Genomic DNA, 19,308 nt, shown 5'->3' on the forward strand with positions numbered 1-19,308 from the left:
TCAGGCCAGGGCGCCGGCGACCACTCTCAGGTCGGTGACGAGCGCGTCGTAGGCCGCGCCGCGCGCCTCGTCGGGCGTGCGCAGGATCGCCGACGGGTGGGTCGTCGCGAGCATCCACGTCTGCGCCGGCGCGCCCTCGTCCGGCTCGTCGTCGTCGGCCTCCTGCGAGCCGTCGTCGACCACCGGGGCGATCCCCGGCGGGCTCCACGGGAGGAGCCGCCCGCGGTCCTGCGTGATCCGGAAGGACGGCGCGATGAGCGCCTTGGCCGCCGTGGCGCCCAGGCAGACGACCACCTCCGGCTGCAGGACGGCGAACTCGGCCTCCAGCCACGGGCGGCACGCACGCAGGTGCTCCGGGCCGGGCGTCTGGTGGATCCGCCGCTTGCCCTTCACGGTGAAGCGGAAGTGCTTGACCGCGTTGGAGATGTAGGCGTCGCGGCGGTCGATGCCCGCGTCGGCCAGCGCCTGGTCGAGCAGCCGCCCCGCCGGCCCGACGAACGGCTCGCCCTTCCGGTCCTCCTGGTCGCCGGGCTGCTCGCCGACGAACACGATCCGGGCCGTCTCGGGGCCCTCGCCGAAGACCGTCTGCGTCGCCGGCTCCCACAGCTCGCACGCGCGGCAGCCGGCGGCCGCGGCGCGCAGCCCGTCGAGCCCGACGCCGGTGGGCGGCTGGGCGACTCCCTGCTCGGCGCTCATGTCCCCGATGACACCGCAGTGGCGAGCCGGGCGCGAGACGAGGGGCCGATACGGTTCGTGACAGGACCGATCCACCTATAGCTGGGGGAGATGTGCTCGAGTTCGACGGGCTCCACAAGAGCTTCGGCGACATCCGCGTGCTGGACGGGGTCGGCTTCACCGTCGCCCCGGGGTCGATGTTCGGCTTCTGCGGGTCCAACGGCGCCGGGAAGACGACGACGATGCGCATCGCCATGGGCCTGGTGCGTCCCGACGCGGGCGAGGTCCGCTGGCGCGGTCAGCCCATGGACCAGGCGCTCCGCCGGCGCGTCGGCTACATGCCGGAGGAACGCGGGCTCTACCCGAAGATGAAGGTCGGCGAGCAGGTCGCCTACTTCGCCCGGCTGCACGGGCTGGACGGCGCCGCCGCGACGCGGGCGTCCGACGAGTGGGTCGAGCGGCTCGGCCTCGCCGCCCGCCGCGGGGACGCCGTCGAGAAGCTGTCGCTCGGCAACCAGCAGCGCGTCCAGCTGGCCGCCGCACTGGTCAGCCGCCCGGAGGTGCTGATCCTCGACGAGCCCTTCTCCGGCCTCGACCCGATCGGTGTCGACTCCCTCGCCGAGGCGCTGCTGAGCCAGGCCCGCGAGGGCGTGCCGGTCGTCTTCTCCAGCCACCAGCTCGACCTCGTGGAGCGGCTGTGCGACTCCGTGGGGATCCTGGCGCGCGGCCGCATGGTCGCCACCGGGACCGTCGAGGAGCTGCGGCGCCGCGAGTCCGGCCGCCTGCTGCGGGTGACCGCCCCCGACGCCGGTCCCGACTGGGCGGCCGGGTTACCGGGTGTGCGGGTGGTCTCCGAGCGCGCCGGCGACACGGTGCTCGAGCTCGCCGACGGCGGCGACGACCAGGCCGTGCTCGCCGCGGCCCTGCGCACCGGCCGCGTCACCCACTTCGCCTGGCAGCAACCGACGCTGGTCGAGCTGTTCCGCGAGGCCGTCGCCGTCCCGACCCCCGAGGAGGTGGCGGCATGAGCGAGCCGCGCGGTCTCAGCAGCGCATCGCTGGTCCGGCTCGTCGCCGCCCGGGAGATCTCCGCCCGCGTGCGCGACAAGAACTTCGTCATCAGCTCGATCGTGATCCTGGTCGTGCTGCTCGGGCTCCTCGGGTTCCAGGTCGCCATGAGCTCCGGCGCCGACGAGACCCGGGTCGGCGTCGTCGGCGGTCCCGCCGGGCTGGAGCAGGCGCTCACCGCGCAGGGGGAGGCGCTCCAGACCGACGTCACCGTCGTGGAGCTGGCCGACGAGCAGGCAGCCCGGGCCGCGCTGGAGGACGGCGACGTCGACGGCGTCCTGCTCGCCGAGGACGGGCCGGAGCTGCTGGTCGAGCAGTCGGCGGGGGGAACGCTGCAGGGCGTGGTGCAGGGCGCGGTCACCCAGCTCGCCGTGTCCGAGCAGCTGACCGAGGCCGGCCTCAGCGGGCTGAGCGCGCCCGAGGTCACGGTCACGCCGCTGGACCCCGACGCCGACGCCGACGGGCAGCGCGTCGTCGTCGCGATCATCGGGGTCGGGATCCTCTACGGGCTGCTGATCATGTTCGGCCAGTTCGTCGCCCAGGGCGTGGTGGAGGAGAAGTCGAGCCGGGTGGTCGAGCTGCTGCTCGCGACGATGAAGCCGTGGCAGCTGCTGGCGGGCAAGATCCTCGGCCTCGGCCTGCTGGGGCTGGCGCAGGTCGTGGTCATCGCCGTCGTCGGCGTCGCAGGGGCGTTGATCGCGGACATCGTGGACATCCCGGGCGAGCTGATCGGCACCGCCGTGTCCGTCGTCCTGTGGTTCGTCCTCGGCTACGCGTTCTACGCGGCCATCTTCGCCGTGGCGGCCTCCCTGGTGAGCCGGCAGGAGGACCTCGGCACGGTGCTCACGCCGACCACGCTCGTGCTCGTCGCCGCGTTCGTGGTGGGGATCCAGGCCGCGTCCGCCCCCGACGGCACGTTGGCGACGGTCACCTCGTACGTGCCGGGTCTCTCGCCCATGGTGATGCCCGTCCGGCAGGCCGCCGGGGACGTGGCCGCGTGGGAGATCGGTCTCACGGTCGTGCTGATGCTGGCGGCCATCGCGCTCATCGTGCGTCTCGGGGGCCGCATCTACGCCGGAGCCCTGTTGCGCACCAGCGGCCGGATCAAGATGCGGGAGGCGCTGAAGGCCGAGCGCGCGTGAACCGGTTGGACGCAATACGCCCCGGGTAGCCGCGCCGCATGGGCATGCAGCTGGGCTACACGATGATGACCGAGCAGGCCGGGCCGAAGGACCTCGTCAGCCACGTGGTGGGTGCCGAGGCGGCCGGCTTCGACTTCGCGGTGAGCAGTGACCACTACTTCCCGTGGCTGGACGAGATGGGGCACTCGCCGCACGCGTGGACGGTGCTCGGTGCGGCGGCGCAGGCCACCAGCCGCATCCCGCTGACGACGTACGTCACCTGCCCGAGCTTCCGGTACCACCCGGCGGTCGTGGCGCAGAAGGCGGCGACGCTGCAGATCCTGTCCGACGGCCGGTTCACGCTGGGCCTCGGTGCGGGGGAGAACCTCAACGAGCACGTGGTGGGGGCGGGCTGGCCGCCGGCCGACGTCCGCCAGGAGATGCTGGAGGAGGCCCTCCACATCATCAGGTCCCTCTTCGACGGCGACGGGTACACCAACTTCCGCGGCGAGCACTTCGACGTCGAGTCCGCGAAGCTCTGGGACCTGCCGGAGAAGCGGGTGCCCATCGGCGTCGCCGCCGGTGGCAAGCAGGCGGCCGCGATCGCCGGCGAGCTGGCCGACGCGCTGATCGCCACCGACCCCGAGCGCGAGCTGGTCGAGCAGTTCGAGGGCGCCGGCGGCGCGGGCAAGCCGAAGATCGCGCAGATGCCGATCAGCTACGGCACGGACAAGGGCGCCGCCGTGACGCGGGCGCACACGCTGTTTCGCTGGTTCGGCCTCGGCTGGAAGGTCAACGCCGAGCTGCCCGGGCCCTCGGCGTTCGACTCGGCGAGCTCCTTCGTCCGCGAGGAGGACGTCGAGAGCAGCATCCCGTGCGGGGACGACGTCGACGCCGTGATCGAGGGCGCGAAGGAGTACGCCGACGCCGGCTTCACCCACCTGGCGCTCGTGCAGATCGGCGGCGACCAGCAGGCGCCGTACCTCGAGTGGACCCAGAAGACGCTGCTGCCCGCCTGGCGCGAGGCTTTCGGCAGCTGACAGGCACGCACACCTTGGGGTGAGGTCATCCCGCCGGGGGGCGCGGGCAGCGTTCCCCGGCGGCGATCATCGGCGCCATGACCGAGGACCTCGACGCCCGCCTCCAGGCGCTGCAGGCCTCCGACGACGTCTACGCGCTGATCGACCTCGGCTGCGACCTGGCCGACGTCGGGAGGCAGACCGATGCCGAGTCGTGCTTCCGCCGCGCCGCCGACCTGGGCGACACCGTCGCCTCGTTCAACCTCGGCAACGCGCTCGCCGCCCAGAAGCGCTTCCCCGAGGCCGTCGAGGCCTACGAGGTCGCCATCGCCGGCGGCGAGGCCGACGCGTGGCGCAACCTCGGCAAGGTCCTCGAGGACCTCGGCGACCTCGCCGGCGCCATGCGCGCCTACCGCGGCGCCGTCGAGGCCGGTGACCTGGAGGGCGGGCTGCAGCTGGCCTTCCTGCTGCGCGAGCAGGGCGAGCGGCACGCCGCCATGGACGTCGCGCTGGAGATCGCCGCGATGGGCGACCAGGAGGCCGCCGCCGTCGTCGCCTGCTGGCGCTGGTGCGCCACGATGGACCCCTCGCTCGAGCCCGAGCTGCGCGCCGGCGCCGACCACTTCCCGGCCGCCCGCGCCGACCTCGCGCACCTGCTGCGCGAGTCCGGGCGCAAGGACGAGGCCCGCTTCCAGCTGGAGAAGGGCGCCAAGCGCGGTGAGGCCGTGTCCTGGCTGCCGCTGGGGAACTTCTACGCCGACGAGATGAACGACGACGAGGCGGCCGAGGAGGCCTACCGCGGGGGGATCGCGGCGGGCGAGGCGTACTGCCACCACAACCTGGCCGTGCTGCTGGCCGAGCGAGGTGACTTCGACGGCGCCGTCGAGCAGTTCCGGCTCGGTGCGGCGGCCGGCGACCAGCTGGCCGCGGACGCCCTGCGGGAGCTCGAGCACGGCTGACGCAGGACCACCCGCTCCAGCACGTCGCCGGGCCCGACATGAGCCCGTTACACGGGGGCCGGATACTGCCCGCGTGTCCGAAGCCACAGTCGACGTCGCCGACCTGCGTCCCTCCGGTTCCCCCGGGAGCACCGACCGGGCCGACGAGGCCCCGCTCCGCGACGACATCCGCCTGCTGGGACGCGTCCTCGGCGAGGTGATCGGGTCGCAGGCCGGGCAGGACGTCCTGGATCTCGTCGAGTCGACCCGCGTCGAGGCCTTCCGCATCCGCCGCTCCGAGATCGACCGCGCCCAGCTGGCCGAGCGGTTGTCCGGGCTCGACGTCCGCTCGGCGAACCACGTCATCCGGGCGTTCAGCCACTTCTCGGTGCTGGCCAACCTGGCCGAGGACATCCACCACGAGCGCCGCCGCCGCTTCCACCGCCGGGAGGGCTCGCCGCCGCAGACCGGCAGCCTGGCCGCGACCATGGCGCTGCTCGACGACGCCGACCTCGACCCCGACGTGGTCTCCCGGGAGCTCGCGGGGGCGCTGGTGTGCCCCGTCGTCACCGCGCACCCGACCGAGGTGCGGCGACGCACCATCTCGCAGGTCCAGCGGCACATCGCCGAGCTGGTCCGCGAGCGCGACCGCGCCGCCGGCGGCGAGATCGACGACGCGGCGTGGTCGGCCCAGCTGTGGCGCTCGGTGCTGACCCTCTGGCAGACGGCGCTGCTGCGGTTGTCCCGGCTGCGCCTGCAGGACGAGATCGACGAGGCGCTGCGGTACTACGACCTGTCGCTGTTCGAGGTGGTCCCGGCGATCAACGCCGAGCTGCGGAAGGCGTTCGAGCAGCGCTGGCCCGACGCCGGCCTGCTGCGCCGGCCGATGCTCCTGCCGGGCTCCTGGATCGGTGGCGATCGCGACGGCAACCCCTTCGTCACCGCCGATGCGCTGCGCCGGGCCACCAGCCGGCAGGCGGAGACGGCGCTGGCCCACCACCTCGACGAGCTGGAGGCGCTGCGCGGCGAGTTGTCGATGTCCGACCGGCTGGTCACCCCGACGCCGGAGCTCTACCACCTCGCCGACGCGTCCCGGGACGACTCACCGTTCCGCGCCGACGAGCCCTACCGCCGTGCCCTCAACGGCATCTCCGCCCGGCTCGCGGCGACCGCGCACGCCGTGCTCGGCCGGGTCCCCGGTCCGGCGCCGCAGACCCCGCTGCCGCCGTACGAGTCGCCCGACGAGCTGCGCGCCGACCTCGACGTCGTCGACGCGTCCCTGCGCAGCCACGGTGCGGGCGCCCTGGCCGACGACCGGCTGCTGCGGCTGCGCGAGGCGGTGGAGGTCTTCGGCTTCCACCTGTGCGGCCTGGACATGCGGCAGAACTCCTCGGTGCACGAGGAGGTCGTCGGCGAGCTGCTGGCCTGGGCCGGGGTGTGCGACGACTACGGCTCCCTCGACGAGGCCGCACGCGTCGAGCTGCTGTCCCACGAGCTGACGCTGCGGCGGCCGCTCGTGCGCCCCGACGCCGAGCTCTCGGACACCGCCCGCGGGGAGCTGGACGTCCTGCTGGCCGCCGCCGACCAGGTGGCGCTGCTCGGCCCGCGCACGGTCCCGAACTACGTCATCAGCATGTGCGAGTCGGTCAGCGACGTCCTCGAGGTCGCCGTCCTGCTCAAGGAGGTCGGCCTCCTCGACCCCGGCGCCGACGGTGGTCCGACGTCGTCGGTCGGCATCTCGCCGCTGTTCGAGACGATCGACGACCTCAAGGCCGCCGGGACGACGCTCGCGGCGATGCTCGACCAGCCGCTGTACCGCTCGCTGGTCGCCTCCCGGGGCGAGCAGCAGGAGGTCATGCTCGGCTACTCCGACAGCAACAAGGACGGCGGTTACCTGGCCGCCAACTGGGCGCTGTACCGCGCCGAGCTGGACCTGGTGGAGGTCGCCCGCGCCGAGGGCGTCCGGGTGCGGCTGTTCCACGGCCGCGGCGGGACCGTGGGCCGCGGCGGCGGGCCCAGCTACGAGGCCATCCGCGCGCAGCCCCCGGGCGCGGTCGCCGGCGCGCTGCGGATCACCGAGCAGGGCGAGGTCATCGCGGCCAAGTACGCCGACCCCGACCTGGCCCGGCGCAACCTGGAGGCCCTCGTGGCGGCCACGCTGGAGGCCAGCCTGCTCGACATCGAGGGTCTCGGCGACGACGCGGAGCCGGCCTACGCGCTGCTCGACGACCTCGCCGGCCGGGCCCAGCAGGCCTACCGCGCGCTGGTGCACGAGACGCCGGGCTTCGTGGAGTGGTTCCGCGCGGCGACGCCGATCAGCGAGCTCGCGGAGCTGAACATCGGCAGCCGGCCGCCCTCGCGCAAGGCGGGCAACTCCATCTCCGACCTGCGTGCCATCCCGTGGGTGTTCAGCTGGTCGCAGGCGCGGATCATGCTGCCCGGCTGGTTCGGCACCGGGTCGGCGCTGGAGAGCTGGGTCGACGGGGACGAGGAGAAGCTGGCCCGCCTGCGCGAGCTGCACCGCACGTGGCCGTTCTTCCGCACCGTGCTCTCCAACATGGGCATGGTGCTGGCCAAGACCGACCTCGGCCTGGCCGCGCGCTACGCCGAGCTCGTCCCCGACGAGGAGCTGCGGGCGCGGGTCTTCGACCAGATCACGGCCGAGCACGAGCGCACCTGCCGGATGCTGCTCGCCGTCACCGGCGACGACCAGCTGCTGGCGGACAACCCGTCGCTGGCGCGGTCGATCCGCAACCGCTTCCCCTACCTGGAGCCGCTGCACCACCTCCAGGTGGAGATGCTGCGCCGCCGCCGGGCGGGGGAGGACGACGAGCTGACCAGCCGCAACATCCACCTGACGATCAACGGCATCGCGACCGCCCTGCGCAACAGTGGCTGACCTCCGCGTCGCCGCCGGAGGGCCGGACCTCGGCCGCGCGGCGGCGTCGCTCGGGCTGGCGCCGGCCGCGCTCGCCCCGGCGGTCAGCGACCCCGCCTACCGGGTGCTGGCCGGCGACCTCCCCGACGGCAGGGCGACGGCGGTGCTGCTGCGTCGGCAGTGGACGGCCGAGGGCATCTCCGAGGCGGTCCTGCTCGCCGACTCGGGGGTGGGCCCCGACGCGCCCGCGGTCCTGGCGACCGCGTCGGCGTGGGGCTGCGACCGGGTGCGCGACCGGCCCGGTGGGCGCGGGGTGCGGCCGGTCCCCCCGCCGGGGGCCTCGGACCCGCTGCCCGCGCGGTTCCTGCACCTCGCCGCCCTCGCCGCGACCCGGGTGGAGACGGCGGTGGCCCTGGCCCGCGGGACCGGCGAGGACCGGGTGAAGGCCGACGGCAGCCCCGCGGTGGCCGCCGACGAGGCGGCCCACGTGGCGGCCGCGGAGGTCCTCGCGGGCCTCGGCGTGCCGGTGCTCAGCGAGGAGCGCGCCGACGACCGGGTGGCCGGGGACGAGCCCTGGGTCGTGCTCGACCCCCTCGACGGCACCGGGAACTTCCGCGCCGGGCTGCCGCCCTGGGCATTCTCCGCCGGGCTCGTGCGGGCCGGTCGACCGATCGCGGGCGTCGTCGTGGACCTGTCGTCGGGCCGCCGCTGGTGGGCCGACGGGCAGCACGCGTGGCGCGACGGCCTGCCGGTGGCGCCGCGCCCCGGCAGCACCGTCGTCGTCCCGTCCGCGCCGGCCGGGGGCACGGTGGTCGTGCCCGGCCCGGCCCACCGCGTCCGGGTCACCGGCTGCACCGCCGTCGAGGTCTGCCTCGTCGCCGACGGCTCGGCGGCCGCCTGGCACGACATCGACCGCAGCGGCACGCACGTGCACGACGTCGCCGGTGCGCTGGCCGTGCTGCTGTCGGCCGGCGGCGCCGCGCTGGGCCCCGACGGCACGCCCGTGCGGCTGCTGCCCGACACCGCGGCGAAGCTCCGCTTCGTGGCGGCGTCCTCGTCCGAGGCGGCGGCGGAGCTGCTGCGCGCCGTCTCCTAGCGGTCGGCGGCCGCCCGCACGGCGGCCATCAGCGCCTCGCGTTCGTGCAGCGTCGTCCGGGCGCGGCCCCGGGTCGCGCCGAGGGCGGCCTCGGCGGCGTCGATCGCCCGCCAGTCCTCGAGCAGCACCGGTTCGGCGCCCCGGGCGACGAGCTCGTCGACCAGGTCGCCGACCGGGCCGCCGACACGGAGCGTCCCCTCGGCGACGTCGGCCAGCAGCGCCGCGACGGTCTCGCGGGCGTCGTGCTTGTTGTGCCCGACCACCCCGCTGGGACCGCGCTTGATCCAGCCGGCCACGTACTCGCCGGGGGACACCTTCCCCTCGCGGAGCACCCGGCCGGTGTCGTTGGGCACGGTGCCCGATCGTTCGTCGACCGGCAGTCCCGGCAGCGGGACGCCGCGGTACCCGACCGAGCGCACCACCAGGTCCGCGGGCAGCACCTCCAGCTCGCCGGTCCCCATGGCCCGGCCGTCGCCGTCGACCGCGGTCCGCTCCACCTCGATGCCGGTCACCCGGTCGGTGCCGAGCAGCCGCACCGGACGGCGGAAGAAGCGCAGCCGCAACCGGACCCGTCCGGGCGCCGCCGTGTGGTCGGCCCAGCCGCGGAGGACGGCGAGGTTGCGGCTGACGTTCCGGTCGCCGGCGGCGTGCTCCTCGGAGAGCGGGTCGAGCTCCAGCTCGGCCGGGTCCACGAGCACGGTGGCGTCGGCGAGCCCGTCGAGTTCGCGCAGCTCCTGCGTGGTGAAGGTGGCCTGGGCCGGCCCCCGGCGGCCGAGGACGGTCACCTCCTCGACCGGCGCCGCGGCGAGGACGTCGAGCACGTGCTGCGGCATGTCGGTCGGCTCGAGCTCCTCGGAGGTGCGCGACAGCACCCGCGCGACGTCGAGGGCGACGTTGCCCACGCCGATGACGACGGCCGAGCGCACGCCGGCCAGCGCGGCCTCGACGCGGGCCCGGTCGCAGTCGGGGTGGCCGGTGTACCAGGCGACCAGGTCGGTGGCGGCGAGGCTGCCGGGCAGCTGCTCGCCCTCGATGTCCAGCTGCCGGTCGAGGGAGGCGCCGTAGGTGTAGATCACCGCGTCGACGTGCCGCCGGAGCTCGTCGAGGGGGATGTCCACGCCCACGTCGACGTTGCCGACGAAGCGGACCAGCGGGTGGTCGAGGAAGCGGTGCAGGGTGTCGCGGATGGCCCGCATCTTCGGGTGGTCGGGGGCGATGCCGTGCCGGACCAGGCCGAACGGCGTCGGCAGGCGGTCGACCAGGTCGACGGCGACCGGGACGTCGTCCTGGCGGGTCAGCGCGTCCGCCGCGTAGATCCCGGCGGGACCGGCGCCGATCACCGCGATGCGCAGGGGGCGCTCGGCCGACGGGGGAGGGGACGCGGCGGCGGGCACGCCTGGCATCCTGTCCCGGCCCGGGCCGTTCGCACCAGCCCGGGTCACCTCACCGCCGTCCAGGAGGACCCGTGCCCGTCGTCGTCGTCGCCACCATCACCCCGAAGCCCGACCAGGTGGACGCCGTCCGGGACGCGATCCTGACCGCGGTGCCGAAGGTGCACGAGGAGCCCGGCTGCGAGCTCTACGCGCTGCACGAGGGCGACGGCTCGTTCGTCATGGTGGAGCGCTGGGAGAGCCCGGAGGCCCTGAAGGTGCACGGCCGCGCGGAGGCGCTCACCACGCTGGGCGGGGCCATCGCGGACAAGCTGGCGGCCCCGCTGGACGTCCGCCGGCTGGCCCCGGTGCCGGCGGGCGACGCGGACAAGGGCGCGCTCTAGCCGTCAGCAGGCGACGTTGCGGTCCCACTCGTCGCGGACGTACTGGCTGAGGACAACGTCGCCGTCGGGGACCAGCGGGTCGTCGTCGCAGGCGGCCTCGGCCTGGTCGGCGGTCAGCGAGCCGGCCAGCCAGCTGTCCAGCTCGGCCAGGACGCTGTCGTCGCCGACCTCGCCGACGATCTGCCCCCACTGGCGGCCGGTCGAGTAGACGCCGACCTCGGCGTCCCGCGACAGCAGGTAGGACGCCATGCCCTCGAGCGTGGCCCGGTTCCGATCGCTGGCCCCGGCGGACCCGTACTGCCAGGTGTTCATCGTCTCGACGTCGAGCCACCACACGTACCGGGAGGGCTGGCTGTCGACCCGCGCCGCGCGGGCGGCGGGGGTGAAGAACGACAGCACGCTGTTCTCCGCCCGCTCCCAGCCGTACTCCCACGAGCAGGCGGTCGAGTTGGTGCCGTCGCACGCGCCGTAGGGGGTGGACCCGCTCATCGGCCAGGTCGTCACCTCGTCGAGCAGCTGCCCCGGGTTGGCGGTGTTGAGGTAGAGCTGGGCCCGCGGCTGGCCCGCCACCTCGCCGGAGGACTCCCACGCCCAGGTCAGCTGCTCCTGCAGGCAGGGGTTGGCCCGGGTGGACAGCCCGCCGTTGACGCCGACGACGGCGAACGCGCGCTCGCGCGGCAGGTCGGTGTCGCACTGCGGGTGCGAGACGTCGTAGCCGACGGAGGTGTCCGCCCAGGCGGTCCCGGGCACGGCGACGGCCGCCGCGACCCCGCAGGCCACGACGGCGATCTTCCCCGCTGACGATGCCATCGGCGGCGAAGGTACACGGCTCCCGGTCGGCGTGCCGGGCCGTCACGGAACCTCGAACTCCCTGGTGACCGCCCTAGGTCGCCTGGCAGACCGGGCACCAGTAGAGGTTGCGCCCGACCATGACCTCGGTCCGCACGGGTGTGCCGCAGAGCCGGCAGGGGAGCCCGGTGCGCCGGTAGACGTAGTGCGCGTCGTCGCGCTGCACCGCGCCGCGTCGCCGCGTCCGGTCCTCCGGCCGGGTGGTGACGATGCGACCCATGCGGACGCCGGCCCGCATGAGCGTCACCAGGTCGGCCCACATCGCCTGCCACAGCTCGGCGTCGACGGCGCGGCCCGGCCGGAACGGCGAGACGCCGTGCCGGAAGAGCAGCTCGGCCCGGTAGACGTTGCCCACGCCGGCGAGCACCGACTGGTCCATGAGGAGCGCGCCGACGGCGGTGCGGCTGGCGGCGATGCGGCGGTGGGCGCGGGCGCCGTCGGCCCGGGGGCGGAGGGGGTCGGGGCCGAGCCGGTCCAGGATCGCCTTCACCTCGGGCTCGGCGAGCACGTCGCAGGCGGTGGGGCCGCGCAGGTCGGTCCACACGCCGGTGCCGTCGGGACCCTCGGCGGTCCACCGCATCCGCAGCGCGCCCTTGGGCGGGGGCGGGTCGCCGGTGCCGCCGGTGAAGGTGCCGTAGAGGCCCAGGTGCACGTGGAGCACGTCGCCGCCGAAGTCCGCGAACAGGTGCTTGCCGTAGGAGTGGACCTCCTCCAGCACGCGCCCGTCGAGCAGCGCTGCGCCCGCGGCGAACCGCCCCTGGGGGCTGGTGACCCGGACCGGCCGTCCGGCGAACGTCTGCTGCTGCTCGCGCGCCAGGCGGTAGAGCGTGTGCCCCTCAGGCACCGGGGGTCCTCCGGATCCCGGCCGCGGTCACGAGGACCGGACCTGCTGGTAGCGCGCGAGCGCGACCTGGCGCTCGGCGGCGTGCTCCACGATCGGCTCGGGGTAGCCGGCCGGCGGTCCGCCCGGCGCCAGCCACGGCTCGTGCACGTACGCGGTGGGGACGTCGCGCAGCTCGGGCACCCAGCGGCGCACGTAGTCGCCGTCCGGGTCGAACTGCTTGCCCTGCCGGGTCGGGTTGAACACCCGGTAGTAGGGCGAGGCGTCGGTGCCGGTGCCGGCCACCCACTGCCAGCCGTGGTTGTTGCTGGCCAGGTCGCCGTCGACGAGGTGCTGGAGGAAGTGGCGGGCACCGCGCCACCAGTCCAGGTGCAGGTCCTTCACCAGGAACGAGGCCACGATCATCCGCACCCGGTTGTGCACGTAGGCCTCGCCGAGGAGCTGACGCATGCCGGCGTCGACGATCGGGTAGCCGGTGCGGCCCTCCGCCCACGCGTCGAAGTGCGCGTCGGCCTCCGGCCCGGTGTCGTACTCGATCGCGCCGGTGCGGGCGTCGAGCGGCTCGCGCGCCGACTCCGGCCGGTGCCAGACGACGTCGGCGTAGAACTCCCGCCAGGCCAGCTCGTCGGTGTAGCGCCGGACGGCCTCGGTGGCCTCGCCGTCGGCCGCGAGGTCGGCCAGCAGCGTGCGCGGGTGGATGCAGCCGTACTTGAGGTAGGCCGAGAGCCGGCTGGTGCCGTCGGTCGCCGGGAGGTTGCGGGTCTCGGGGTACCCGGGCAGCAGCCCGTCGCGGAACCGCTCCCAGGCGGCCAGCGCCGCGGCCTCCCCGGCGGGCGGCAGCCGCACGTCGCCGAGGTCCTGCTCCGGCGGCAGGCCGTCCGTGCGCACCTGCCGCAGCCAGCGCACACCCTCCGGTCGCGGCGCGGGGGCGCGCCAGCCGTGCGCCCGCCAGGCGCGGGCGAAGGGGGAGAAGACCCGGAACGGCTCGCCGTCGGCCTTGGTCACCCGGCCGGGCGTGACCGCGTAGGGGGAACCGGTCCGTACGAACGGGACGTCGCCCAGCGCCCGCTCCACGGTGGCGTCCCGCCGGCGGCCGTACGGCCCGGCGTCGGCCGACACGTGCACCGACGCCGCGCCCACCTCCCGGGCAGCCGAAGGCAGGACGGCGGCCGGGTCGCCGGAGCGGACCACCAGGGCGCCGTCGAGCGACTCCTGCAGCGCGGCCAGGCAGTCCCGGAGGAACTGGCGGCGCGGCCCACCGGCCGGCCCCCACAGCCGGGGGTCGACGACGAACACCGGCAGGACGTCGCCGTCGGCCCCCGCGTCGTCCACGGCGGCGAGCAGGGCGGGGTGGTCGCCGAGCCGCAGGTCGCGGCGGAACCACAGCAGCGACGTCGGCACCTGCGGAGCGTAGGCAGGGACCGCGCGCGGCGCAGGTCAGCGGTCGGCGGTCTCCAGGCCGAAGTGCGGCCTGTCGTCCTCGGCGACGAGGTCGGTCAGCTCCGGGTGCTGCTGGATGTAGTGGCGGATGAAGGAGCAGTAGGGCAGGACGGTCAGCCCGCGCTCGCGCGCGGCGTCCAGCACGCCCGCCACCAGCTGCGTGCCGATGCCCCGGCCGCCGACACCCGGGTCCACCTCGGTGTGCGGGAGGGTCATCGTGCTGCCGTCGACGTGGTAGCTGGCCAGACCGACGACGCGGCCGTCGAGCCGGATCTCGAAGCGTCCCTTCTCGGGGACGTCCACCACCTTCGTGTCCATCGTTCCTCGTCCTCCCGTCCCCCGGCGCCGTTGCCGGAGCCCGACGTGTACCCGGAAAGGTAGTCCGGGGATGCGTCGGTCGCTCTCACCTGTGGTGACGAGTCGGGTGTGGCGGGTGTTCCCCGGGGCACCGGATAGCCTCTTGCCATCGGCGCGGCGATCACCGCTCGCCACGCCGTCGCCCCCGTAGCTCAGGGGATAGAGCATCGGTTTCCTAAACCGTGTGCCGCAGGTTCGAATCCTGCCGGGGGCACGCACGTCCGCTGGTGGCGGTCGCGGGAGCTGGCCAGGATGGTCCTCCCGCGACGACCGACCAGGGAGCGACCGCGATGGTCCTGCACCGCATCATCACCAACCTCAACGTCGACGACGCCGGCACCGGCCACGAGTTCTACGAGGACTTCCTCGGCCTGGAGAAGCAGTTCGACCTCGGCTGGGTGGCGAGCTTCCGGTCGCCGACGAACCCGAGCATCCAGGTCAGCCTCGTCGCCGGCGACGCGACCGCGCCGGAGCAGTCCGCGTGCACCGTGGCGGTGAGCGACGTCGACGCCATGCACGCCGAGGCGCAGCGCCGGGGCTACGAGATCGTCCACCCGCTGACGCAGGAGCCGTGGGGCGTGCGCCGCTTCATGGTCCGCGACCCGCACGGCGTCGTGCTCAACGTCGTCGGGCACGCGGACTAGCCGGACCACCCCGGCCGGGCGTAGCGTCGGAGCCACTGTGAACTGGCTCACCATCGAGGTGTTCGACGGCGCGACGTCCGCCGCCGGGTGGGAGCTGTCCTGGCACGACCGGATCGTCGAGGCGGCCGTGACCGGTGGCGCGGTGTTCTGGGACGAGCACGCGCACAGCTGGGGCGTCGTCCTCGAGTTCACCTTCGACGACGAGCGCCGCCGGGACGCCTTCCGGCAGGCCCCGGTCCTCCTCGCCGCGCTCGACGCGACGCCCGATCCGGTCACCGGCGTCCTGGTCTACCCGCACCGCGGCGGCGGCGACGGCATCCGCCAGCCCCGGCGACCGCACCCGGTGCGCGGCGGCGGGACGGCGGAGCTGCCGCTGCCCGACCCCGACGCCGGCCGCGTGCTGGCCTGCAGCGCCGAGCCGGCTGCGACACGGGGTGCGGCCGAGCCGGCCTAGCCGACCGGGCGCGCGCTGACGTCGTCCATCCGCAGGACCACCGGTGCATTGGTCGCGCCGCTGGACAGGTACGCGGTCAACCCCACCGAGCCGGCCGCCTGCAGTCCCGCCCCCGAGTCGGTGGTGACCAGCTGCCACGCCGTCGGCTCCGGCGCCGTGGCGGCCCAGACCTTGAGGCGCAGCGTCGTCGGGCCGGTGCCGGTGGCCTGCATCCGGACGTTGAGCACCGTCCCCGGCCCGTACGTCACGCCGGAGGCGCGGATCGCAGGGGCGACGACCCGGGTCGTCGAGCCGTTGAGCGCGTTGATGGCGATGTTCACCTGCCCGGACGACAGCAGGGTCAGCCGCGCCCGGTACTCGTTCGTCGCGTTCACCCGTCGCCCGGCCACGTCGAGGTAGAGGCTGCTGGTCGGGACCTTGTCGACCGACAGGCTCATCCGGAGGTCGGTGTCGGTCCGCGTCGTGGCGTTCAGCCAGGCGCCGATCGTCGTCCCGGCCGTGCGCAGGTTCAGCGCCGCACTGCCGGAGGAGACGGAGAAGTTGGACGACGTCCCCGACGTCGTCCAGGCGCCACCGACCTCCGCCGTCCCCAGGCCGTTGGACACCGTCCGGCCGAAGGTGTCCTGCACGAAGACCGTCGACGGCGGTGGCGCGGTGACGGTGACCTGCCCCGTCTCCTGGTCGGTGAGCCCGCCGCCGTCGGTGACGCTGAGCGTGACGTCGTAGGTGCCCGCGGCCGCGTAGGGGTGCTGCGGCTGGGCGCCGGTGCCGGTGGTGCCGTCCCCGAAGTCCCACGCGTACGAGCTGATCGGGCCGTCCGGGTCGCTCGACCCACGGGCGTCGAAGGTGGCCGTCAGCCCCGACGTCGTCGACGTGAAGGCAGCCGTGGGGGCGGCGTTCGGCGGCGGTGCCCCACGGGTGATCGTGAAGGCGTCGGCGAAGGTGCCGTTGGCGCGGACGAACGACGCCTGCAGCGCGTCGGCGGTGGCCCGCACGTCGAGGAACCCGTGCGACGGCGTCCGGTTGGCCCCCTGGTAGGCGGCGAAGTACCCCACCTCGCTGTCGGCCGCGTTGACGTCGCGCAGCGTCTGGCCGCCGGTCCCGACCGTCGCGAAGACGGTGCCCGCGCCCTGGCTCATCGCGGCGTCCCCGTCGGCCACGCAGTCGGGGTCGAAGGTGTTCGTCGGGACGGCCGTGCACCCCGTCCGGAGGCCGAGCTGGTGGGTGCGCTGGTAGAGGTGCTCGTGCCCGTTGAGGACGAGGTCGACCTTCTTGCTCATCACGAGCTGCATGAGGTCGGCGCCGATCTCGCAGGTGTACTGCCCGAGGGAGAGGCAGGGCTTGTGCATCCCCACGACGACCCAGGGGATGCTGAGCGACCGGGCGCCGTCGATGGCCGCCGCCGTCCACTCGTAGCGGGCGCTGCCGGCCGGGTAGTTCCACTGCCCGTCCGGGAACCCGAGGTTCGGCGAGATCATCACGAACCGGACCAGCGGGTCGACCTGGGGGACGTCGACGTAGTACTGGCGGCCGTAGGTGCCCACCAGCCCGGGCAGCTGGTTGGGCAGGCAGGCGGAGAAGTCGTTGATGTTGCCGTTGAGCCCGTTGCTCTCGTGGTTGCCCGCGAGCAGCTCGAACGGGAAGCCGGCCCCGACCTCGGAGGTCACCAGGTCGCACCACTGCTGCTCCGCGCCGGTGGCGCCGTAGGACAGGTCGCCGACCGTGACGGCCAGGTCGGGGTCCTGGTCGTCCATGGCGGAGAGCACGGCACGGGTGTTCGCCGACGCGCCGAAGTCACCGGCGGAGGTGAAGTGCACGACGCCGGGCTCGGCCGCCCCGTTCGCGCCGGTGCCCCCGGCGACGACGCCCAGGACCAGGCCCAGGACGGCGAGCGGTGCGATGCTGCGGATGCGCATGGCGGCTTCCTCACGGCGTGTGCCCGGGGCGCCGGGTCCGGGCGCCGCACTGCTGGGCCCCCTCAGTGCTGCGCGGACCGTAGTTCGCGGTCCCCGCGTTGGTAAGTCCCTCCCGCGCGGCTCACCCGGACGGACGCATCCCTCCGCCGCCCGCGGGAACTACCGTCGGCTCGTGGTCCTGGGGCTGATCGAGCTGGCGCTCCTCCTGCTCGTGCTCACGGCGATCGGCACGGTCGGCTGGGCGCTGTGGAACGCGCTGCGGAGCGGCACGGCGGGGGCCCTGCCCGCGCGGCAGCGCGCCGAGCTGTCGGCGGCCATCGCCGGGGCGCGGTGGCTGCCGGCGCACGACGAGGTGGACGGCGCCACCCGCGTGCTCGTGCAGAAGGTCTACACCGGCCTCGACGGGCGGCCGGTCGTGCTCGACGAGCGGGTGATCGAGTCCTTCCCCGCCCGGGACCCGGCCTGGGAGGCCCGCTTCACCGAGTCGATGTCCGCCGCGCGCTACCGCTGCGAGTACCTGAACGCCGAGGAGGCGCAGTAGGCCGCCGCCGCGCCGGGTCGGCGCGGAGGAGAGGATCACGGGCATGAGCCAGGTCGTCGCCACCGCCGAACGAGTCGTCCGTGCCCCCGCCGAGCAGGTGCGGGCCGCCCTCGCCGACTACGAGGGCGCCCGCCGCCGGGCGCTCCCGGAGCAGTTCAGCGACTACCGGGTCGAGGCCGGCGGCCAGGGCGCGGGCACCCGGGTGCACTGGCGGTTCGCGGCGACGTCGAAGCGGGTCCGCGACCAGCTGCTGGAGGTCACCGAGCCCACGGCCGACTCGTTGGTGGAATCCGACGCGAACTCCTCGATGGTCACCACGTGGACCGTGCTCCCGGCTGACGCCGGCGTCTCGACGGTCCGCGTGCGGACCACCTGGAACGGTGCGGGTGGCGTCGGGGGCTTCTTCGAGAGCACGTTCGCCCCGAAGGGGCTGCGCCGGGTGCACGAGCAGGTGCTGGAGCGCCTCGAGGCGGAGCTCGCCGGTCGCTGACCCGCGGCACGACGTGCGCCGGGAGGGGACGATGGCCGGGTGACCTCCGCACGTCTCGCCGACCCCCGCCCGGACGCGGGGGTCGACGCGCTCGCCGACCTCCTCGCCGACGGCGACGCCGTCGTGCTCTCCGGCGCGGGCCTGTCCACCGATTCCGGCATCCCCGACTACCGGGGAGCCACCGGCAGCCTCCGCCGGCACACGCCGATGACCTACCAGACCTTCACCCGCGACCCGCGGGGCCGGCACCGCTACTGGGCGCGCAGCTTCGTGGGCTGGCGGCAGATCCGTGCCGCGCTGCCCAACGACGGGCACCGGGCGGTCGGCGACCTGCAGGCGGCCGGGCTGGTCGGGGGCGTCATCACGCAGAACGTCGACGGGCTGCACCAGGCGGGCGGCGCACGTGACGTCGTCGAGCTGCACGGCGGCCTCGACCGGACCGTCTGCCTCGGCTGCGGCGACATCGCCGGTCGGGCCGAGCTGGACGAGCGGCTGCGGGCGGCCAACCCCGGCTTCGGTCCGCGCACCGACGAGATCAACCCCGACGGCGACGCCGAGCTGCCCGACGAGGTGCTCGACGGCTTCGTCATGGTCGGATGCCTGGCGTGCGGCGACGGACCGCTCAAGCCTGACGTCGTCTTCTTCGGCGAGACGGTGCCGCGCGACCGCGTCGAGCACTGCTTCGGCCTGGTCGAGGAGGCGGGCAGCCTCGTCGTCCTCGGCTCGTCGCTGACGGTGATGAGCGGCTACCGCTTCGTGCTGCGCGCCGCGAAGCTCGGCATCCCGGTCGCGATCGTCAACGTCGGGCCGACCCGCGGCGACGCGAAGGCCGACGTCCGGGTGGACGCCCCGCTGGGCGCCGTCCTGCCGGCGCTCGCCGAACGCCTCGGCGCGTGACCGGCGAGGTCGGGCGGACCGACGACGGCCGGTACGTCGTCGTCGACGGGAGGCGGTGGCGCACCGCGGACCCGGCGCTGCCCGACGGCGTGCGCGAGCGGCTGCTGCACCACCTGGGGGTCGCCCGGTCGGCGGTGCGGACGGCGGGACGCGCGGGCGACGAGCAGGCGGTGGCCGCAGCGCGGGAGCGGGTGCAGCTGGCCAAGACCGGGCTGGGGGAGCGTGGGCCGGCCTGGTGGGACCAGGACGACGCCGGGCGGCGGGCCCGCTGGGAGACCGCGCTGCGGGCGCTGGGCGACTGACCGAGACTG

At 74.7% G+C, this 19,308-nt stretch carries 20 protein-coding genes and 1 tRNA gene; 14 read left to right on the forward strand and 7 right to left on the reverse strand.

The features are described 5' to 3' along the window. Window positions 1-696 (reverse strand): UdgX family uracil-DNA binding protein, encoded by a 696-nt coding sequence (locus tag DCS98_RS02465; protein WP_116449725.1) that lies wholly within the window; start codon window positions 694-696, stop codon window positions 1-3. Window positions 697-788: 92 nt separating this feature from the next. Here DCS98_RS02465 and DCS98_RS02470 point away from each other — a divergent pair, with 92 nt between their 5' ends. From DCS98_RS02470 to DCS98_RS02495, 6 genes are all read left to right on the forward strand, one after another. After that, window positions 789-1,703 carry an ABC transporter ATP-binding protein gene (locus tag DCS98_RS02470; protein ID WP_116449726.1) on the forward strand — a complete coding sequence of 305 codons (915 nt, stop codon included), beginning with the start codon at window positions 789-791 and terminating at the stop codon, window positions 1,701-1,703. Beyond that, on the forward strand, window positions 1,700-2,884 hold the full coding sequence (locus DCS98_RS02475) for an ABC transporter permease (RefSeq protein WP_116449727.1): 1,185 nt from the start codon (window positions 1,700-1,702) through the stop codon (window positions 2,882-2,884). Before DCS98_RS02470 ends, DCS98_RS02475 begins: the two co-directional genes overlap by 4 nt. A 38-nt stretch (window positions 2,885-2,922) precedes the next feature. Beyond that, window positions 2,923-3,903, forward strand: coding sequence for a TIGR03557 family F420-dependent LLM class oxidoreductase (locus tag DCS98_RS02480; RefSeq protein ID WP_116449728.1), 981 nt, complete (start codon window positions 2,923-2,925; stop codon window positions 3,901-3,903). 77 nt (window positions 3,904-3,980) lie between these two features. Continuing rightward, entirely contained in the window at window positions 3,981-4,841 is an 861-nt protein-coding gene (locus tag DCS98_RS02485) for a tetratricopeptide repeat protein (RefSeq protein WP_116449729.1), read from the forward strand. A 73-nt stretch (window positions 4,842-4,914) separates the two neighbouring features. Continuing rightward, entirely contained in the window at window positions 4,915-7,719 is a 2,805-nt protein-coding gene (ppc, locus tag DCS98_RS02490) for a phosphoenolpyruvate carboxylase (protein WP_116449730.1), read from the forward strand. Further along, window positions 7,712-8,794, forward strand: coding sequence for an inositol monophosphatase family protein (locus DCS98_RS02495; RefSeq protein WP_116449731.1), 1,083 nt, complete (start codon window positions 7,712-7,714; stop codon window positions 8,792-8,794). The genes ppc and DCS98_RS02495 overlap by 8 nt, the downstream gene beginning before the upstream one ends. Here the strand turns inward: DCS98_RS02495 and DCS98_RS02500 are convergent. Then, on the reverse strand, window positions 8,791-10,197 hold the full coding sequence (locus DCS98_RS02500) for a ferredoxin--NADP reductase domain-containing protein (RefSeq protein WP_116449732.1): 1,407 nt from the start codon (window positions 10,195-10,197) through the stop codon (window positions 8,791-8,793). The genes DCS98_RS02495 and DCS98_RS02500 overlap by 4 nt on opposite strands. Before the next feature lie 62 nt (window positions 10,198-10,259). Here DCS98_RS02500 and DCS98_RS02505 point away from each other — a divergent pair, with 62 nt between their 5' ends. Further along, window positions 10,260-10,568, forward strand: coding sequence for a putative quinol monooxygenase (locus DCS98_RS02505; RefSeq protein WP_116449733.1), 309 nt, complete (start codon window positions 10,260-10,262; stop codon window positions 10,566-10,568). A 3-nt stretch (window positions 10,569-10,571) separates the two neighbouring features. Here DCS98_RS02505 and DCS98_RS02510 read toward each other — a convergent pair whose 3' ends face one another. The 4 genes from DCS98_RS02510 to DCS98_RS22805 all read right to left on the reverse strand — a co-directional run bounded on the left by DCS98_RS02510 (window position 10,572) and on the right by DCS98_RS22805 (window position 14,016). Then, entirely contained in the window at window positions 10,572-11,378 is an 807-nt protein-coding gene (locus tag DCS98_RS02510; RefSeq protein WP_116449734.1) for a glycoside hydrolase family 25 domain-containing protein, read from the reverse strand. A gap of 73 nt (window positions 11,379-11,451) precedes the next feature. Next, window positions 11,452-12,261, reverse strand: a complete 810-nt coding sequence (locus DCS98_RS02515; protein ID WP_116449735.1) for an Fpg/Nei family DNA glycosylase — start codon at window positions 12,259-12,261, stop codon at window positions 11,452-11,454. A 27-nt stretch (window positions 12,262-12,288) separates the two neighbouring features. Further along, entirely contained in the window at window positions 12,289-13,659 is a 1,371-nt protein-coding gene (locus tag DCS98_RS02520) for a cryptochrome/photolyase family protein (protein ID WP_116449736.1), read from the reverse strand. A gap of 36 nt (window positions 13,660-13,695) precedes the next feature. Further along, window positions 13,696-14,016 (reverse strand): GNAT family N-acetyltransferase, encoded by a 321-nt coding sequence (locus DCS98_RS22805; RefSeq protein ID WP_164704337.1) that lies wholly within the window; start codon window positions 14,014-14,016, stop codon window positions 13,696-13,698. Window positions 14,017-14,196: 180 nt separating this feature from the next. Between DCS98_RS22805 and DCS98_RS02530 the strand changes: the two genes are divergently transcribed. The 3 genes from DCS98_RS02530 to DCS98_RS02540 all read left to right on the forward strand — a co-directional run bounded on the left by DCS98_RS02530 (window position 14,197) and on the right by DCS98_RS02540 (window position 15,153). Then, window positions 14,197-14,269: transfer RNA gene (locus tag DCS98_RS02530), tRNA-Arg, on the forward strand. Window positions 14,270-14,345: 76 nt separating this feature from the next. Further along, window positions 14,346-14,699 carry a glyoxalase superfamily protein gene (locus DCS98_RS02535; protein ID WP_116449738.1) on the forward strand — a complete coding sequence of 118 codons (354 nt, stop codon included), beginning with the start codon at window positions 14,346-14,348 and terminating at the stop codon, window positions 14,697-14,699. A gap of 37 nt (window positions 14,700-14,736) precedes the next feature. After that, window positions 14,737-15,153 carry a hypothetical protein gene (locus DCS98_RS02540; protein ID WP_116449739.1) on the forward strand — a complete coding sequence of 139 codons (417 nt, stop codon included), beginning with the start codon at window positions 14,737-14,739 and terminating at the stop codon, window positions 15,151-15,153. On the opposite strand, the gene DCS98_RS02545 is transcribed toward DCS98_RS02540, so the two are convergent. After that, window positions 15,150-17,069: a PKD domain-containing protein gene (locus DCS98_RS02545; protein WP_116449740.1), complete on the reverse strand. Its 1,920-nt coding sequence runs from the start codon at window positions 17,067-17,069 to the stop codon at window positions 15,150-15,152. The two genes, DCS98_RS02540 and DCS98_RS02545, sit on opposite strands and share 4 nt — an antisense overlap. 172 nt (window positions 17,070-17,241) lie before the next feature. On the opposite strand from DCS98_RS02545, the gene DCS98_RS02550 reads away from it, so the two are divergent. The 4 genes from DCS98_RS02550 to DCS98_RS02565 are packed head-to-tail and all read left to right on the forward strand — an operon-like array spanning window position 17,242 to window position 19,299. After that, window positions 17,242-17,610: a hypothetical protein gene (locus DCS98_RS02550; RefSeq protein ID WP_116449741.1), complete on the forward strand. Its 369-nt coding sequence runs from the start codon at window positions 17,242-17,244 to the stop codon at window positions 17,608-17,610. 43 nt (window positions 17,611-17,653) lie between these two features. Then, the gene (locus tag DCS98_RS02555; RefSeq protein WP_116449742.1) at window positions 17,654-18,100 is read left to right on the forward strand and encodes an SRPBCC family protein; all 447 of its coding nucleotides are present in this window, start codon (window positions 17,654-17,656) and stop codon (window positions 18,098-18,100) included. A 39-nt stretch (window positions 18,101-18,139) separates the two neighbouring features. Next, complete coding sequence (locus DCS98_RS02560; RefSeq protein WP_116449743.1) at window positions 18,140-18,997, forward strand: NAD-dependent protein deacetylase; 858 nt, start codon at window positions 18,140-18,142, stop codon at window positions 18,995-18,997. Then, a complete protein-coding gene (locus tag DCS98_RS02565) occupies window positions 18,994-19,299 on the forward strand; it encodes a biopolymer transporter Tol (RefSeq protein ID WP_116449744.1) in 306 nt (101 codons plus the stop codon). Before DCS98_RS02560 ends, DCS98_RS02565 begins: the two co-directional genes overlap by 4 nt. Window positions 19,300-19,308: the final 9 nt, after the last annotated feature.

The organism is Blastococcus litoris (assembly GCF_003075095.1).
Lineage (GTDB): Bacteria > Actinomycetota > Actinomycetes > Mycobacteriales > Geodermatophilaceae > Blastococcus_B > Blastococcus_B litoris.

Bases quoted from the DNA above. Each gene is read 5' to 3' on its own strand.
- DCS98_RS02465 (WP_116449725.1), bottom strand. From the start codon at position 696: ATGAGCGCCGAGCAGGGAGTCGCCCAGCCGCCCACCGGCGTCGGGCTC.
- DCS98_RS02475 (WP_116449727.1), top strand. From the start codon at position 1,700: ATGAGCGAGCCGCGCGGTCTCAGCAGCGCATCGCTGGTCCGGCTCGTC.
- DCS98_RS02480 (WP_116449728.1), top strand. From the start codon at position 2,923: ATGGGCATGCAGCTGGGCTACACGATGATGACCGAGCAGGCCGGGCCG.
- DCS98_RS02485 (WP_116449729.1), top strand. From the start codon at position 3,981: ATGACCGAGGACCTCGACGCCCGCCTCCAGGCGCTGCAGGCCTCCGAC.
- DCS98_RS02500 (WP_116449732.1), bottom strand. From the start codon at position 10,197: ATGCCAGGCGTGCCCGCCGCCGCGTCCCCTCCCCCGTCGGCCGAGCGC.
- DCS98_RS02510 (WP_116449734.1), bottom strand. From the start codon at position 11,378: ATGGCATCGTCAGCGGGGAAGATCGCCGTCGTGGCCTGCGGGGTCGCG.
- DCS98_RS22805 (WP_164704337.1), bottom strand. From the start codon at position 14,016: ATGGACACGAAGGTGGTGGACGTCCCCGAGAAGGGACGCTTCGAGATC.
- DCS98_RS02535 (WP_116449738.1), top strand. From the start codon at position 14,346: ATGGTCCTGCACCGCATCATCACCAACCTCAACGTCGACGACGCCGGC.
- DCS98_RS02545 (WP_116449740.1), bottom strand. From the start codon at position 17,069: ATGCGCATCCGCAGCATCGCACCGCTCGCCGTCCTGGGCCTGGTCCTG.
- DCS98_RS02555 (WP_116449742.1), top strand. From the start codon at position 17,654: ATGAGCCAGGTCGTCGCCACCGCCGAACGAGTCGTCCGTGCCCCCGCC.